At 36.7% G+C, this 19,346-nt stretch carries 6 protein-coding genes; 1 reads left to right on the forward strand and 5 read right to left on the reverse strand.

Annotated features, from left to right (window positions below; all coding sequences use genetic code 11):
• Nucleotides 1–9 precede the first annotated feature (9 nt).
• From Bccel_RS06960 to Bccel_RS06980, 5 genes are all read right to left on the reverse strand, one after another.
• A complete protein-coding gene (locus Bccel_RS06960) occupies nucleotides 10–7,488 on the reverse strand; it encodes a fibronectin type III domain-containing protein (RefSeq protein WP_152965950.1) in 7,479 nt (2,492 codons plus the stop codon).
• Complete coding sequence (locus Bccel_RS06965) at nucleotides 7,461–14,282, reverse strand: hypothetical protein (RefSeq protein ID WP_050753228.1); 6,822 nt, start codon at nucleotides 14,280–14,282, stop codon at nucleotides 7,461–7,463. The genes Bccel_RS06960 and Bccel_RS06965 overlap by 28 nt, the downstream gene beginning before the upstream one ends.
• Nucleotides 14,283–14,713: 431 nt before the next feature.
• Nucleotides 14,714–15,223, reverse strand: coding sequence for a hypothetical protein (locus Bccel_RS06970; protein ID WP_050753229.1), 510 nt, complete (start codon nucleotides 15,221–15,223; stop codon nucleotides 14,714–14,716).
• Between the two features lie 177 nt (nucleotides 15,224–15,400).
• Nucleotides 15,401–16,630 carry a BaiN/RdsA family NAD(P)/FAD-dependent oxidoreductase gene (locus tag Bccel_RS06975; RefSeq protein WP_036942192.1) on the reverse strand — a complete coding sequence of 410 codons (1,230 nt, stop codon included), beginning with the start codon at nucleotides 16,628–16,630 and terminating at the stop codon, nucleotides 15,401–15,403.
• A gap of 153 nt (nucleotides 16,631–16,783) precedes the next feature.
• The gene (locus Bccel_RS06980) at nucleotides 16,784–17,680 is read right to left on the reverse strand and encodes a MurR/RpiR family transcriptional regulator (RefSeq protein ID WP_036942195.1); all 897 of its coding nucleotides are present in this window, start codon (nucleotides 17,678–17,680) and stop codon (nucleotides 16,784–16,786) included.
• Between the two features lie 269 nt (nucleotides 17,681–17,949).
• On the opposite strand from Bccel_RS06980, the gene Bccel_RS06985 reads away from it, so the two are divergent.
• Nucleotides 17,950–19,068: a CapA family protein gene (locus tag Bccel_RS06985; protein ID WP_050753230.1), complete on the forward strand. Its 1,119-nt coding sequence runs from the start codon at nucleotides 17,950–17,952 to the stop codon at nucleotides 19,066–19,068.
• Nucleotides 19,069–19,346 lie beyond the last annotated feature (278 nt).

Here is a 19,346-nt window from a genome sequence, read left to right on the forward strand (position 1 = left end):
CATTGACACTTAAATCGGGCGGTTATCCCTTACATCTACTATAGCTGTTGTGCTTGACTCTGCACCATTATTGTCACATACCGTCAGTGTAACCGTATATGAACCTGGGGTCTGGTAAACATGTGTAACCTGTGCTCCCTCTTTAAATATACCATCACCAAGATTCCATTTATACCATACTATTTTACCGTCACTGTCTTTTGAGAGCTGGCCATTTGTACCGGTAGCACCATTTAAGGTATAGGTATCACCTGAATATATCCATTCACTGCATTCAATAGCTGCTATAGGAGGCTGGTTAATATTTGCCTCAATTATTTTACTGTTATTTACACTATTAGTTTCTGTTGTAGAGTCTGTAGTTGTAACTACAGCCTTTACCTCGACAGGGTTCTTAAAGCTTTTTTCCGGAGTCCATTCAAACACTGCATCATAATGGTTTGCTCCGCTTAATTCAACATTTTTTGCTTCTATAAGTTTCCATTCCTGTATGCTGTCTTTTATATACAGCTCAACTTTGCCCTTTGCATTTGCATAACCAAGGTTTTCAGCCACTACTGTAATTTGTGCTTTTCTATCATATGCAGGCGATACCGGATTTAGCTTTATATCTTTAATTGAAAGATCACTTATAGCCGATGCTGCTCCGGCTGCTTGCACGGATGACTGGCTTTCATTACCTGAAAGGTCATATGCACTAACTACATAATAATAAACTTTTCCGTTTTGTACTTTTTCGTCCCTGAATATAAAACCTTTTGTATTCCCAATTAATTCATAAGGGCCTCCATTTGTTTCCGAACGCAATATCTTGTATCCGTCAATATCTGCTTCCGTATTCATTTTCCAGCTTAAATCCAACTGTCCTCCGATTTTTGGATCGGAAATCTGAAGTCCTGCCGGCCTTGCAGGCGGAATGCGGTCGATAATATACCTTTTATATACCGAACTTTCCTTGTTACCTGTATTTATTGCAGTAACACGAACTGCATAGCAGCCTGACGCAAGGGCTGATGTGTCCCAATCGCAATGTGAAACAAAACCTGAGAAATAATTTTTGAAAGAAGTCAAGTTGCCGTTTATATAGTCCTCAATAAGACCGTCAGGATTTGCACTGCGGTATCCTGGGTTGTTGTCCTCGCCAATCAACTGCCATGTTTCTTCTCCAGTTATGGTACTTGATTCCGATTCTCCCAGATATGAATACTCATACCTTACTTTTACAGAAACCTTGTCGTCTACTTGAGACTCCAACTTTGCACTGTTACTTATATGACTTAATTCTGCAGGTTTAACTTCCCTAATTACAGGTACGGAGGTTTCCTGTAAGGAGTGTGTCTTTATATCATCACTAATATTTGTATCATTGGAATAATCCCTTGTCATGGCACTTTCGCGGTTCATATCGTTGACTGCAGAAACTGCATAATAGTATTCTTTTGAAGGATCAAGCATCCTGTCTATATATGCATTTGATGTAGTGCCATTAAGTATCTTTTCCCAATTACCGTTTTTTCCTTCTTTCCTATATAATACATAATGATCGAAGTCTGCTCTTAAAACCGGCGACCAGCTCACAACCAGCTGCCATTCACCCGCTTCAACATACAGCTTTTCAGGTGGTGCAGGAGGATCATTCGTAACCATATAACCATAAATATTCTCTGCATTATTATTCTCGCTGTCTGCAGCTGTTATTTTTACCTGGTAACGTCCGTCAGGATACTTGTAACTATTGTCCTGTGACACCAATGTTGTATCCAATACAAACCTTACATCATTTGTTCCCTGGTTTTCGAGACTGGATACAAGCTGCCATTCTCCATTACCAACCAGCTGGTTGTTTTCATCTACCTTTCTTATCTCAAGTTTATAGTTTTTAACATTGATATTATCCTTTGCATGTGCTGTAAAGCTTACAGTTCCTCTTAATGCTGTGCCTTCACCCGGTAAAAATTTGTCTATAACAGGAGGTGTCGTGTCCTTACCTGGAATACATGATACAATATTTGAACCTAAGCTTTCATTTCCGCCTTTATCTACTGAAGTAACCTTATAAAGATTCTCTACGGCATAAACAGCATTTGAATCTACAAATATTTTATCTGCCGTACTTCCAATGAGTTTATATGATGGAGTAATACCGTTTCCTCTGTATACATTGTAATGGTCTAAATCATCAGCACTTGCTACAGGCTGCCATGTCAGTGAAACTTTCAACTCCTGTGGCTTTGCTGTAATAACAGGGGCATCAGGTGCTGTATTATCAACAATATAGGAAGCTTTCAGTTCGGAAGTGTTGCCAGATGTATCCTTTGCAACAACTTTTATCTCGCATAAACCGTCAGTCACAGTACTTGCCGTATCCCAGCACACAGTGCCACTTACAGCCGACCCCAGTGTAAGCCAGGTCTGAACACCATTGATTTTAACGGAATACATGAAATCAACCTTGCTTAAACATACGTTATCCGAAGCTATAGCACTTATATTTACCTTACCTTTAATCCTACTACCGCTTGATGGAAGGAGGTTTTTAAGCTCGGGAGCAGTAGTGTCAGGCAGTGCTGAAGAAGTACCGCTTACCGTACCGTCACTTTCATGTCCATATGTATCAACAGCTGTAACTTTGTACTCATAAGATTTACCCAGCGAAACAGCAGTATCCTGATAGGACCTTAAGGTGGTCTCCCTTAAAAGTATGTATTCTCCCCCATTTACCCTTCTATAAAGTTTGTATTTCAGGAAATCATCATCCATAACCTGAGTCCAGTCAACATCTATTCTTAGCTGTCCGCTAGTTGCATTTACTTCTTGAGGCGATAGAGGTTTGGTATTTCTTATTGTTATACCGATTATTTTATCATCGCTAAAATTGCCAGCCTCATCATATGCTACAGCCTTTACCTCGTAGTTTCCATCAGTTTTTAAAGCTGATGTGTTCCAATCATATCCGAGGCCTACTGTCTTGTTTCTTTCCGGTATTGTTGTTACTGCTGCAATCTCTTTCCATTCTCCACTACCTAATCTATAGTAGAATTTCATTGATTCAACGCCTATATTATCGCTTGATAAAGTTGCCAATTTTAGTGTTTCACCATATCTAGATGCTGTAAAGCCGGATAAAACAGGTTTTGTCGAATCACCCAGCGGTATTATGTCAATCGGATCAGATAGGCTCCCTTCATTTCCATATATATCCACACTTGCCAACTGATACTGATAGCTGCTTCCGCTCTTAACAGATATGTCTTTAGCAATAATGCCTTTTATATTGTCCATCACTTTTACAAGGGGTTCATCACCTGTTTTTCTATACAGCCTGTAGAAATTGATGCTACCCACCGCCTGCCAGCTAAGTGTAACTTCTATTTCACCTGCTTTAGCTGTTATTCCCGCTGGCGGCTTTAATAGTGAAACATCCCCTTTAAAGCTTGCTGTTGCTTCTGCAAGGCTTGATTGCCCTTTTAATTTAATGCTGTGGTTTCCTGGCGATACATTCTTTAAGTATTTCCAGCTAGCTGTAACATTTCCTGTTGAATCGGATTTTGTATTGAAAAGGAATGTACTTTCATCAATATATATCTCTACTGTTTCTAAGGGTCTAAAACCCTCTCCTGTAATGCTTATTTCATCTGATGGTTTTACCACTTCCGGGTTTATGCTTATTGCCGGAACAAAATCACCTGCTGTGGCCTGTGCTTCTCCTGAACGACTGCTTTCATTTTTCAGGTCATCTACAGCTATAACGCAATATATGTATGTTTTTCCGGAATCAACATTATAGTCGGTATATTCAAATATGGAAGCTTTAACTGTTGTAATAAGGCTGAAGTTTGCACCTGCTTCTGATGATTTTCTATATATGGAGTAGGATGAGATATCCCCTGCTTGTACAGGACTCCATTTAATAATGATTTTTCCGGGACTGGCAACAGCGGATACATTGGTCGGCACATCAGGAGCAGTATTATCAATAATTATACTGTGTGCCAAAGGTTCAGATTCATTTCCGCTCTTGTCTTTTGCAATAGCCCTAACCAGATAATTTCCACTTAAACCTTTTGTGTTCCATGATATATCGGTTTGGTATTCTTTTGTGCTTCCATTATATACAGCATAACTTTCACATATAGCTGTCCATTTATCCTCATTAGGAATAGAATATTCGAATACAAACTTCTCAAGAGTAAAGTTGTCTTTGCCTGCTGCTTTTAAAGTAATATTTCCTGAGCTTCTATAGTTGTCTTCAGGAACCAGCAAGGATACAGAAGGAGCAATACTATCAACTAGGGTTGTGCCGCTTATTGCACCAGATTTAGTGCTTTCATTGCCCCATTTGTCTATTGAACTTACCTTGAAGTAAACAGTCGTTCCTCCATTTAATCCTGTCAGCTCAATATTACTGGTATTGCAATTTGTCCAAAAACTTAAGCCTTCAGCAGAAGAGCCTTTGTAAACTTTATAACTAGCAATATCATTATCTGAACTGCTCCACCTTAATACAATGGAATATGGTTTTTCTAGAACCTCAAGGCTGGATGGTTCTGACGGCAGCCTGGGTATTACACTAAATACAGCACTTTCACCTGAAATATTGTTTGATGTATCATACGCCTTTATATTAAATTTATACATGGTATCAGTAGTCAATCCTTCAAATTTGTAGCTTGTAGTACCGGTTGTGCCTGCTGTAACACCGTCTTTTAATATCTCATAGCCGCCGACAGCTACATTATCGGTTGAAGCATCCCATGCGATGGTAACAGTGGTACCGGTTTTGGACACCAATCTCAAATTTGCCGGTATCGAAGGTTTTTCAGTGTCAATTGTGGTTGTGATGGTAAACTCATTGCTTGAATCTGAAAAGTTTCCTTGACCATCGAATGCGTAAACCTTGAAGATATATGTTTTATCCGGCTCAAGACTATTCACAGTAAAGTTATTTGATGTGGAAGTGCCTATTTTTATACCATCTCTATATATTTCATAGCCTTTTATCCCTATTGAATCAGTTGATGGATTCCAGCAAAGTACAACTGACTTCTCGGTCTTTCCTGTCTCTTTTAGATCTGTTGGTGCTGTCGGTGCTTCGTTATCAAAAGTTACAGGAATGCTGTCAGCCGAGTAGTTATTTGAAGTATCAAAAGCCTTGACTGCATATATATATATATTGCTTTCTGAGATCACTGCATCGGAATCCAGGTAATCATGTTTATCCGTTGTTCCTATCCTTACGCCATCTCTATATATTTCATATCCCCCTACTTTTACATTATCAGTAGAAGATGACCATACAAGTCCAACAGAAACTTTCGCTCCAGTATCATTCTGTAACCTTTTAACTGATGATATTTTCAAATCAACTGGTATAGATGGAGCATCAATATCTTTTTCTGTGGATTCTTTTAAAGAAACACTCTCAATTGATAAATTCTTTAAATCATCATAAGCTCTGACGGTATAAGTATAGGAAGTTTCAGGATTTAACCCTGTATCATTAAATTCAGTGGATGTTGTATCTTTAATAAGAATCCCGTCTCTATATAATTTGTATCCCAAAACGCCGGTATTATCAGTTGCAGCATCCCACTTAAGGCTAATTGACACAGGTGTTTTTTTCACAGCAGTAAGGCCGGTTGGAGCATTTGGCGGCTCATTGTCAAGCTCTGAAACCTTTATCAAATATACCCCTGTACTAAAACTGCTTATGTATTTAATTTTTATGTAGTACTCCATATTAGCTTCAAATGCTCCTGTAACTGTAAACCTATCACCAATGCCTTCTCCAGACGACAGCAATGTACCGTCAGCTTTGTATATGTTACCTACCAGATCTGTGACACCTTTTCCGGTAAGTGAATAGTATCCGGCATTTGTAGTAGTAAATTTGAACCAATCAATATCGCCTCTATAGTTAATTGTTCCGGCTGTGTCTTTTCCAATCTCCACTCCGGTGGCATCACCCATGTCATTACTGTGGTCATCCGACAATACCATCTCAACTGCTGCATCCGCCCAGTTATCTGCAGCATCGTACGATTTAACCATGTAGCTGTATTTTTTGTTCAATTCCAGGTTTAAATCTTTATACTCAGTTGTACCTGTAGATCCGACAAATTCACCATCGCGATAAATATCATATCTTGTAACTCCTACATTATCAGTTGATGCAGTCCAACTAAGATAAACAGTAGTGTCTATAAAGTATGCCGAAAAACTGCCTGGTGCAGAAGGTTTTTCTGTATCCGCTAGTGTTTTAGCAATTATCTCATTGGAAAATTCCGATACATTGTGTCCGGCATCAGCTGCTCTTACCATATAAGTATACTCTTTACCAGGTTTCAGTCCACTGTCGGTATATTCATTGTTTTTTACATAGCCCGCCAAAGATCCGTTACGATATATCTCATACCCTGCAACACCGTCATTGTCGGTTGAAGCTGTCCATGAAAGCGATATTGATGTTTCACTGCTGAATGTTGATTTGAGCTCTAATGGTATTGACGGAGACTCAACATCATATATCAACTGCTTCCAGACCGGTGTTTTATTGAATGTATATCCGGTTTCAATAGGTTTTGTAATCTGAAGAATATTGATAAATGAGTCATTAGGATATTGGAAGTTAACATTTTGTACCTCGCTGCCGCTCAATACTACCTTATGGTTCCCTCCAGGGGTGAAGTTATTCTTTCTATCATATGTTCCATAATTATAGTATTGGCCTGCCAGCTGTATAAAATCACCTTTGACTTCAAGCACTCCGGCATTTAACATTGAAGGACCGTTTACATCTCCTGATTGTATATAAAAATTCCCGCTTACCAATACATAATCATTTTTATTTAGCATCTTCAAACACCCATTGCCTTTGACATAAGTTATAGTGCCATCAGATGCTTTACTTTCTGTCTGAATCCTGTAATCACCATTAACAATCAGACTGCCTCCGTTTATACTTAATACACCGCCCGACTGTATTAGGCTCCCGTTTATTGTCAGTTTATGCCCGTTTAGATCAAGAGTGTTTCCTAATAAGTAAACAGTACTATTTATAATGGTATCTTCATTGAGTTTCCATTCCATGGAATTGATTGATGTCAATGTTATATTGCAATTGTTGTTTATAAAAGACTTTGCATTAAACGAACTTATAAAGTTTATACCCTTTTGTGAATAATTTTTTGATTCAAGTATGTTAAAATATGACTCTGCAGAATTCTGGAAGCTTATATTTTGCACGTCAGCACCACTAAGTATTACTTTATGATTCCCTCCTGGAGCAAAATTGTTCTTTCTGTCATAATATCCATAATTATAGTACTGACCCGATTTCTGAACAATATCGCCTTTCACTTCAATAATACCTTCATATAGTATTGTGCCATCATTTACATTATCACTTTGTATAAAGAAACTTCCGCCAACCTTTACATAATCCAAAGGATTTGTCATTTTCAAATATCCTGAACTTCTACCATACACCAAGGTGCCGTCCTCGCCTGAACCTTCAGACTGGATATGGTAATCCCGCTTATATTAAGCTGCCCTCCGTTTATATACAACGTGCCGCCTGACTGAATAAGGTTGCCGTTAACTGTCAGCTTATGTCCGTTTAAATCAATGGTTGCTCCGCTAAAATACAAACTGCAGTCCAATTCGGTATCCTCATTAAGACTCCAATTCATAGTAATAACAGACAGCTTTGATATTTTGCTTTCATTTCTTATAAGCGATTTTACATTAAGGGGGTTTATGAATTTAACTCCGGTACCAGATATATTTTTAAGCTCTAACACATTAAAGTATGAATCTCCAGAATTTTGAATATCAACTTTTTGTGGATCAGTACCACTCAAAATGACCTTATGAGTACCTTCCGGTGCGAAGTTATTCTTTCTGTCATAATATCCATAGTTATAATATAACCCTGCCTTCTGCACAAAATCGCCCTTTACTTCAAGTATTCCCGCATTCAGCATAGTGCTTGCATGAATATTATCACTCTGAGTATAAAAGCTTCCGGTCACAATAATATAATCATCGGCATTCAGCATCTTTAAGCTTCCTGTGCTTCTGCCATAAACAATTGTACCGTCTTCACCTTTTGATTCTGATTGTATGCGGTAGTCTCCATTTACTGTAAGCTCACCGCCATTTACATGCAAAATACCTCCAGAATGAATAAGATTACCGTTTATAGTTAATTTGTAGCCGTTTAAATCTAGTGTACAAGCCGACAAATGCAGCGTGCCATTAAAAACAGTATCTTCATTCAGCTTAAGATTCATCGAACTTATTGTTACCGTTTGAAGCTTTTCACCATTAGTAACAAGCGTTTTAACATTTATAGAATGTGCAAATTTAATATTTTCACCTTTAGCATCCTTTATCTCAAGAATATTAAAGTACGAATCTGCCGGACATTGGAACTCTATTTTTTGAATATCTGTACCGGTAAGTAATACTTTATGTGTACCACCAGGTGCAAAATTATTCTTTCTATCATAATATCCATAGTTATAATATTGTCCCGCTTTCTGTATGAAATCTCCTTTTATTTCAAGCGTCCCTGCACATAATGCTGAGCCATCTATTATATTATCACTTTGAACATGGAAATTTCCCATGACTTTTATGTAATCATTGGCGTTTTGCATCTTTAAAATTCCTGTACTTCTACCATAAGTCAAAGTACCGTCTGATGCCTTTGTTTCTGATTGAATATAATAATTTCCCTTAACGGTTAAAGTTCCTCCATTTACATACAATATTCCACCTGACTGAATTAAATCACCGTTAATCGTCAAACTGTGCCCGTTTAGATCAAGGGTATTCCCATTAATATATAAACTGCTGTCTAGTGCTGTATCCTCATAAAGAGTCCAATTCATAGCACTGATAGAAATTTTGGATATCTTACTCTCATTCCTTATTAATGATTTCACATTGATTGAATTTACAAAAATAATACCTTTTTCAGATGTATTATTTAGTTCCAGTACGTTAAAATATGAATCAACAGGATATTGAAAATCAACCTTTTGCTGTTCTTCACCGCTAAGTATTACTTTATGGGTACCTCCTGCTGCATAGTTGTTCTTCCTATCGTAATATCCATAGTTATAATACTGCCCTGCCCTTTGAACGAAATCACCCTTTACTTCCATTATTCCTGCACTTAAAAATGTATCGTTTATAATATTATCACTTTGTACACAGAAGTTTCCTGCTACATTTATATAGTCGTTGTGGTTTTGCATCTTTAAAATACCAGTGCTTCTGCCATATGTCAAAGTTCCATCTGCTGACTTTGTTTCTGTCTGAATATAATAATTCCCATTAACAGTGAGATTTCCTCCATTAACATACAATATACCGCCTGACTGAATAAGGTTACCGTTAATTGTCAAACTATATCCATTTAAATCAAGTGTACTTCCTGCAATATATAAACTGCTGTCCAGTACCGTATCTTCATTTAAAGTCCAATTCATTGATCCAACAGAACTTTGGGAAATCTTGCTATCATGCCTTGTCAGCAATTTCAAATTTATTGAACTAATAAATTGAACACCTTGCTTAGATGTGTTTTTTAGTTCCAATACATTAAAATATGAGCTTCCAGAATATTGAAAATCAATTTTTTGAATATCAGCACCACTGAGCACCACTTTATGGGTACCGCCCGGAGCAAAGTTGTCCTTCCTATCGTAATATCCATAGTTATAATACTGCCCCGGTCTCTGTAGAAAATCACCCTTTACTTCAAGTGTTCCCGCATTTATAAATTTATCGTTTATGACATTGTTACTTTGCATTAAAAATTTGTTGTTAACCAATATGTAATCCGTATCGTATATCATCTTCATATACCCGGAATTTGTTATACTGTAATTCCCGGATATCTTGAGCTGTCCTCCATTTACATAAAGGGTACCTCCTGATTGAATCAAATCACCGTCTATGGTAATAGTCTTACCATTCAAATCCCAGGTTCCTCCTGTTAAATATACAGTGCCATAAAGCTTGTCCTGATCTGAAACAGTGTCAGAACTGATAGTAACAGTTGCAGGGGCTGTAGTAAATATCAAGGGCTCGCTCTCTTCGGAGAAATTGCCGGAAATATCATAAGCCTTTACCGAGTAAGCATATGAAGTCATCTGAGTTAAACTGCTGTCATCAAATCTTGTTATAACTGGATTAGTTATATCCTTTATCTTAACTCCATTTCTAAACACCTCATAACCGGCAACATTAAAGTTATCCGTTGAGGGTGACCATATAAAGGATACTGTTATATCATTCTTTGACACAAGTTTTAAACTTCCCGGAATTGAAGGAGCTTCTGAATCTACTGTACTGGTCTCGGTATATATACTGCTTGCTTCAGACCTGTTATTTGTGTCATCAAAAGCATAGACATAGTAATTATGTGTTTCTCCCGGAAGAAGATTTATATCTTCAAATTCATTTACCTCTACAATACCGAGCATACTGCCGTCACGGTAGACTTCATAGCAAACTGTCCCCTTATTATCGGTCGAGTGGGGCCACGTAAATTTTATAGATGTAAATGTTTTTGAAATCAGTCTCAAGTTGTCCGGCTTAGATGGTGCCTCATTATCTGTTACAGCAACGTTTATACTGCTTGAATAGCCTGAGAAGAAACCATTTTCATCCAACGCTCTAATCTTGTATTTATAATCCACATTAAACTCAATTGTGTTATCTGTATATTCTAATGTTGAAGAACCTCCAATTTTTGTATCATTCCTATATATTTCATAACTTTTAATACCTACATTATCATAAGAAGGCGACCAAGACAGTGTAATGCTGGATACCGTTTTCCTGCTCATTTTAAGATTATCAGGAGTTGTTGGTAATTCGTCATCATATATATCAAGTTCTTTCCATACAGGTATTGTATTAAATATATAACCGTTGTCTACAGCTCTAATTATTTTCAATTTATTAAAAGAAGACTGTGCTGGATTATCAAATCTTATATTTTTTACAGGAGGTCCATTTAAAATAACCAGATGGGTGCCAGATGCCTTGAAATTTGACGGGTCTGCATAATATCCATTTTGGGTTTCCTGTATAAAGTTTCCCTCTACCTCCATTGTTCCTGATGTCAAAATACCCTCATGGCTGTAATACGAATGCTGCGTAAAACTGCCTTCTACTTTTACATAGTCAGATTCATTAGTCATCTTTAAATATGCATATGTGTAATAGCTCGGATTTTTTATAGTATAATTACCCTTTACTTCAAGTCGGCCTCCATCTATGTACATGGTTCCGCCCGTTTGTATGTAATCTCCATTTGGATTATTTTCTGAAACGCCTTCTACTAGAAGTGATCCACCTTTTAAATCAATAGTTCCGCCACTCTGATTCAAGTTTCCTTTTACCCTCAGCACCCTACCGTTCAGATCAATGGTACTGCCGCTTACATTCAGGTCTCCATTAATTACTTCATCTCCAGTAAGTGTCCAGTTTGTTGATCCTACATTTAATGAAGTTCCAAATTCGGCTCCATTATTTACGAATTTTCCATTTACGCTCAATCCTCCGATAACTATCAGTGACCCCTCAGAAGTGTTCTTATTCTCAAGATCAGCAAAACACGACTGTGCTGGATTGTCAAAGCTTATTTTCTGCTGACTGGTGCCTGTCAATATTACCTTATGAGTGCCGGATGCCTTGAAGTTTGATGGATCTGCGTAATATCCATTTTGGGTTTCCTGTATAAAGTCTCCCTTTACTTCTATTGTTCCTGCCGTCAAATTGCCCTCATGGCTGTAATACGAATGCTGTGTAAAACTGCCTCCTATTTTTACATAGTCAGTTTCATTAGTCATCTTTAGATATGCATATGTATAATAGCTGGGATTTTTTATAGTATAATTTCCTGATACTTCAAGCCTTCCTCCATCTATGTACATGGTTCCGCTTGTTTGTGAGTAATCCCCATTTGAGCTATTGGCTAAATTACCTTCTACCAATAATGTACCACCTTTTAAGTCAATAGTTCCGCCATTCTGATTCAGGTTTCCTTCCACCAGCACTGTACCACCTTTTAAATCGATGGTTCCACCGCTCTGATTCAAGTTTCCCTTAACCTTCAAAACCTTACCATTCAAATCAAGATCACTGTTAACATTCAGATCCCCATTTATAACCTCATCTGTGTTAAACGTCCAATTTGTCGATACTACACTTAATGGAGCACCAAATTCCGCCCCATTATTTACGAATGCTCCGCTTACACTCAATCCTCCATTTACTATTAACGAGCTTCCCGATACATTCTTATTCTCTAACCCCATAAAACACGACTGTGCTGGATTGTCAAAGCTTATTTTCTGCTGACTGGTGCCTGTCAATATTACCTTATGAGTGCCGGATGCCTTGAAGTTTGATGGATCTGCGTAATATCCATTTTGGGTTTCCTGTATAAAGTCTCCCTTTACTTCTATTGTTCCTGCCGTCAAATTGCCCTCATGGCTGTAATACGAATGCTGTGTAAAACTGCCTCCTATTTTTACATAGTCAGTTTCATTAGTCATCTTTAGATATGCATATGTATAATAGCCGGGATTTTTTATGGTATAATTTCCTGATACTTCAAGCCTTCCTCCATCTATGTACATGGTTCCGCTTGTTTGTGAGTAATCCCCATTTGAGCTATTGGCTAAATTACCTTCTACCAATAATGTACCACCTTTTAAGTCAATAGTTCCGCCATTCTGATTCAGGTTTCCTTCCACCAGCACTGTACCACCTTTTAAATCGATGGTTCCACCGCTCTGATTCAAGTTTCCCTTAACCTTCAAAACCTTACCATTCAAATCAAGATCACTGTTAACATTCAGATCCCCATTTATAACCTCATCTGTGTTAAACGTCCAATTTGTCGATACTACACTTAATGGAGCACCAAATTCCGCCCCATTATTTACGAATGCTCCGCTTACACTCAATCCTCCATTTACTATTAACGAGCTTCCCGATACATTCTTATTCTCTAACCCCATAAAACACGACTGTGCTGGATTGTCAAAGCTTATTTTCTGCTGACTGGTGCCTGTCAATATTACCTTATGAGTGCCGGATGCCTTGAAGTTTGATGGATCTGCGTAATATCCATTTTGGGTTTCCTGTATAAAGTCTCCCTTTACTTCTATTGTTCCTGCCGTCAAATTGCCCTCATGGCTGTAATACGAATGCTGTGTAAAACTGCCTCCTATTTTTACATAGTCAGTTTCATTAGTCATCTTTAGATATGCATATGTATAATAGCTGGGATTTTTTATAGTATAATTTCCTGATACCTCAAGCTTTCCTCCGTCTATGTACATGGTTCCGCCTGTTTGATTGAGGCTGCCGTAAACATATATTGAATGTCTCTTTAAATCCAATGTACCGGAAGTAAAATTAATATTCTGATAAACTCTGTTTTCAGATAAACTAATATCACTGCTTATTGTGGTTGTACCAAGCACCAGCAACAGGCCTTCACTTGCTTCGGATACATTGTCTGAAGCACCACAAGCCTTAACGAAATAATTATAGCTTGTCCCGGCTGACAATCCTGTATCGGTATACTCTGCAACATCAGCCGTGCCAATTTTTATACCGTTTCTATATATCTCATATCCTTTCACTTCGGTATCGTTCTTTACTCCATCCCATGATAATTTCACAGAAGAATTATCTATTACTATCAGGGACACCCCCTCAGGTTTAGGTAAAACTTTCACATCAGGCGTCTGTGTTGGAACCAGCGTCCCTTCTGGAATTGGTGTCTCTTTTGAAGTCAAAGTTGGTGTTGCTCCAATTGAAGGGTTGGCCGTAAATACTCCGGTAGGAGTAGAAGAATTCAATATTGTAGGCATTGGGGTTTGAGATACAATATCTGTTGGGTTATTATTTGATTGGTCAGGTGTGTTGCTTGGTTGAAATTGCGTATAGGCTGGTAATATAGTTACATCAGATACTTTTGGTGTTGATGATGCAGGCATAGTTATTGATGTCTGCGTCACTTCCAAAGTTGATGTCGGTGTCACTATAGGTACAGGTGTTGGTGTATCAGGCAGCACCTCATTGGAAGTCGGTATAGCCTCGTATACATCTCCTGTATCAATTCCTGCCGTGGCAATAGTACCAACACCTTGTAAATTCGTAGCGGCAAAAACCTGAATCACTTGTTGGAATGTTAAAATAAAAACCAATAAATAAACCAGCAAATTTCTGATATTCTTTTTCAATGTACTTTTCCCCCAATACAAATAAGTATATTTACATAATTTTTTATATATAATTAAAATCACTCGGTGATTTCCATTCATGAAGTTATAATAGAAAATTATTATGTCCTCTGATATAAGTATTTTAGAACTTTATATAATTCCATAATTTACCATAAATTAAAAAAACTTTACCCATGATAGATAAAGTACTTCCTCAAATAAATTAATAGTTTTGGCCAGATTATGAAACTGCCAACAATTTAAAAAACTTAAAACGCCTTAGAGATGTAAATATTCTATCAATTAATTATAACTATTAGAAACTCCCCATTTAAGAATCACTAAACATATATATTAAATAATATTATTCTTTTTTACTTAACTCAATTTCTATTTTATCATAAAAAAACAAATTGCCAAAATAATTTTAGCAATTTTGATGAATAATATCAATTTTCGATTAAAGCTTCAGAAATTTTAACCCTAAAGAGGTTTTTAAGTTCAGACCCAACTGTAAATATCTTTCCAACACAGTTGTTTTCAATATTATTACTGCTTTTAGTTATTTTAATAACAGCAGAACTGTTCGCTCCTGTACCGTCTATTTCTATAACATCACCATCTCGTACTTTCAATACCATACTTTTGCTTGAAAATGCTGCTACTTCGTCTCCATTTATTAACACATTAAGATTCTCATCCTTTTGAATGTTTTGAAGCTCGAGTTCCAGCTCACCCTCAGAATAAAGATTTTCAACTACCCCTATTGGGCTTCCCTCAAATTCAACATCCTTTACAAGAAATTTCCTTGTACTTGGAGCAGCCAGCAATATTTGTGTAAGGATCAACGAAGCGAATAAAACAAAAAAAGTAATTACAAAAACTTTCTCAGAATTTGATTTAATCCTTTTCTTCTGGTTACCATTATCCTTTGTTACTTTAAATCCTGTAATCTTCATTTCGCATACACTCCATGCATATTAATAGTTTTGAAGCATTTTAGATGAGTTCCAAAAAATGCCTGGTTACCGGAGATTTCAAAAATATTGATTTTACTTCTCTCCAACATAAATAACCCACCAAGGAAATTTTTGAAATCTCATTAATTATATGCATATTGGTATAAAAAAATACTATTAGCAGTTTGCTCCAGCAAGATAACCTGTTGAAAAAGCTATGGTGAGATTAAAACCTCCTGTATATGCATCAACATCTATAATTTCTCCTGCAAAAAACAACCCATTAATTAGCTTTGATTCCATAGTTGAAGGATTTATCTCCAGGGTTGATACCCCTCCGGCAGTTACAATTGCTTCAGTTATTGGCCTAGCACCGCATATGTTAATTTCCAGATTTTTAAGAAGTTTAACAAGACTCCTTTTTTCTTCCTTTGTAATCTGGTTAACGAATTTTTCTGGCGATATCAGAGACAAATCAATCACAACAGGTATCATTTTACTTGGAAGTAAATCATCAAGGGCATTTTTAAACTGCTTGCGGGAATACTTTTCAAAATCCCTTGTCAATCTGTCATACAGCTTTTCCTCATTTAAAGCAGGCTTTAGGTCTATGGAAAGAACAACATCCTTATATTCATACTCAAGGATATGTCTACTGGCACTAAGTATGAGAGGTCCTGAAACTCCAAAATGGGTAAAAAGCATTTCTCCAAAATCACTGTATATTTTCTTTCCTTTAGAATTTTTAAGTGAAATTTCAACATTTTTTAAAGACAGGCCCTGAAGGTCCTTAACCCATTTTTCCTTAGCCAATAGCGGCACTAAAGATGGCTTTAAATCTATAATCTTGTGTCCTAATTCCTTAGCTATCTTGAAACCATCACCGGTAGAACCCGTTCCAGGATATGAAACACCTCCGGTTGCTAGTATAACACAGTCACATTCAAGCTTTTTTCCGTCCCTGGTTATTATTCCTGTTACCTTTCCGTCTTTTGTTATAATACTATCAACCGGGGAATTTAGTCTGACACTAACCCCCTTTAATTTTAGGAATTTCCATAAAGCATCCACAACGTCCTTGGAGTTGTCCGATACGGGAAAAACCCTTTCACCTCTTTCAACCTTGGTTTCTAGTCCTAACCCGTTTAACATTGCAATTAAATCATGATTTGAAAATGTATAAAAAGAAGAATATAAAAAATTACCATTCCCAGGAGTATTTTTGATTAACCCTTCAATATCGGTATTACTTGTTACATTGCAGCGTCCCTTACCGGATATCAGAATTTTTTTCCCAAGTCTGTCGTTTTTCTCTAATAATATCACATCATTTCCAAGCTCTGCAGCCTTTCCTGCAGCCATTATTCCAGCAGGTCCACCGCCTATTACAAATACCTTTTTCTTCATACTACTGCTCCCAATTAATATTAGTAATGACTAAGTATTAACTTCCGCTATAAATTTGGTTCATGTGTTAACTTATCTCATGAACACTCGCATAGAATATTGAAGTAACTTTCTAGTCATTCCTTAATAAAAAATACAATAATCTCCATAATATTAAAAATCAGCTTTTCTAAACTGGTCAACATGATCCGGCTTTTCATAAACCTGATACTCATCCCATATGTTCTCAAGCCTCTCAAAAGTTTTAAACAAGTGTTCCTTCCTTCTCATTCCAACAGCAACAATAAGTGCATTTATAACACTTAATGGAGCTACAAGAGAGTCTGCAAAAGAAGCCATGTCACTTCTTGCGATAAGTGAGCTGTCGGCATATTGTGCAACAGGAGACTCATAACTATCGGTAATTGCAACTACTGAGGCTCCTTGGTCCTTTGCAAATTGCATAGCTTTAATTGTTCTCTTGGAATACCTTGGAAAGCTTATACCAATAACAACATCACCGCTTGTCGCATTTATAATCTGTTCAAATATCTCACTCACACTAGTTGTGTGGACAAGCCTTACATTGTCAAATATAAGGTTGAAATAAAAGCCTAAAAAGCTTGCCAGCGGTGCGGAGCTTCTTACCCCAAGGATATATATTTTATTTGCATTTAGTATTGTCTCAATAGTATTGTTAAAACTGCTGTGATCTATTTCCTCCATGGTTATTTTAATTTTCTCCATATCAGAGCTCAGAACACTTTTTAATATATTCTCATCGCCTATTCTGTTGGATGAAACCTCCAACCTCTGTACTGCCGTAAGCTTACTCTTAATAAGTTCCTGTAAAACCTTTTGCAATTTGGGGTACCCATCATATCCCAGTTCATTGGCAAACCTTACTACCGTAGATTCACTGACTCCAACATCTTCTCCTAGCTTGGCAGCTGTCATATATGCAGCTTTTCCATAATGATTTATAATATACCATGCAATTAGTTTTTGCCCCTTGCTAAATTCATTCATATTATCCTGAAGCTTTTTTATCAAATCGTTTGACTTATCCATATACCCACTCCATCTTATATATTTAGTATATTAAACTTCCATTATACTTGCTTAATTATTAGGAACAAAATCGTTTGGATTTTGGTCTAATCCATTACTGATAATATTACATTTTTATAACACAAAAATCAATATATTCATAATGTACTGTTTATTAATTGCTAATCTGACAATAATCACTTTTAGTATAGATTATTTTTTGTTTTATTTATATAATAGAATTTGTAAAGTTTCAGAATCCTAATCAAACACGGAAAGGAAGAATACATTTGAAGAAATCACTTTTTATTATATTTATTTTAATAGTTTCATCAGCAGGTGTTTTTTTTGCCTATGATTATGCTGTTAACAGTCAGGCACCAGGCAAAAGCCAAGCAATCAATTCGCCTACAAAAAAACATATTGCAACGCCTATTATTACCACACCTACTATTGCAAAAACAGCCTCAAATAAAAAGGACACCTTGACGCTTTCCTTTGCTGGAGATGTATTGCTTGATAGGAGCGTAGCAAATGTTATTGGCAGTAAAGGGGCAAATTTCATATTATCAGATGTCAAACCAATTCTTTCAGGTGCTGACATTTCAATGATAAACCTTGAATGCCCTATAAGCACAAGAGGTACTAAAGCAAAGGACAAACAATACACCTTCCGTGCCAAGCCCTCAAGTGTAGATGTACTTAAATCTGCAGGTATAGATATTGTTACCCTTGCTAACAATCATGTTCTTGACTTTGGAAAGGATGCAATGCTGGATACCTTTACCTACCTGGATAAAGCCGGCATAAAATATGTTGGTGCAGGCAATAATCTTGATAAGGCAAGCATGGCAAAATATTATAATATAAATGGCTTCAACGTAGCTATCTTAGGTTCAAGCCACGTCATTCCCGTGGTTGAATGGGCTGCGGGAAAAAACAAGCCTGGTGTTGCTACAACCTATAATCCCGCAAGGCTTCTTTCTGAAATAAACATTGCAAAAAAGAAAGCTGATATAGTTGTAGTATACCTGCACTGGGGCACTGAACGAAACACAAAACCCGATACTTATCAAAGAAACCTTGCAAAGAAATATATTGACAGTGGTGCAGATCTGGTTATAGGTTCTCACCCTCACGTGCTTCAGGGATTTGAATATTATAAGGGAAAACTTATTGCATACAGCCTTGGTAACTTTGTCTTCACAAATGTAAAGAACGATACAATGATTCTAAATGTAAAGTTTAATAAGGACAAATCATTTACAGCATCAATATCACCATGTTCCATTGATAACTACCGCCCGGTGGTTCTTAAGGATAAAAGCAAGCAAACAAAGCTATTTGATAAACTCCAGCAGCTATCGTTCAGTACAAAAATAGACAAAAAAGGTGTCATTTCAAAGTAATTTCATTAATAGTGATATAATATTACTAAAGGCCTTGACGGAGCATATTACTCCTTCAAGGCTTTTTAACTCAAATTAATATCTGACATTAATATTTTTCTGTCGTGCATTAATATTTTTTATTTTTTCTAAAAAATTATAAGACTTTTTAAATTTCAATGCGTATATATTTATGAAAGTACTTTAAATGACATATGTTATGCTTATGTATTATTTTGAACAAAATCACGAAATGGTTTTGTCAACCTTAATGGTTGTCGTGAGATTATGGTATAGCA

It is taken from the genome of Pseudobacteroides cellulosolvens ATCC 35603 = DSM 2933, from assembly GCF_001262605.1.
GTDB classification, from domain to species: Bacteria; Bacillota; Clostridia; order Acetivibrionales; family DSM-2933; genus Pseudobacteroides; species Pseudobacteroides cellulosolvens.

Excerpts from the sequence above, each read along its gene's own strand:
- Bccel_RS06970 (WP_050753229.1), bottom strand. The coding sequence starts at position 15,223 with ATGAAGATTACAGGATTTAAAGTAACAAAGGATAATGGTAACCAGAAG.
- Bccel_RS06975 (WP_036942192.1), bottom strand. The coding sequence starts at position 16,630 with ATGAAGAAAAAGGTATTTGTAATAGGCGGTGGACCTGCTGGAATAATG.
- Bccel_RS06980 (WP_036942195.1), bottom strand. The coding sequence starts at position 17,680 with ATGGATAAGTCAAACGATTTGATAAAAAAGCTTCAGGATAATATGAAT.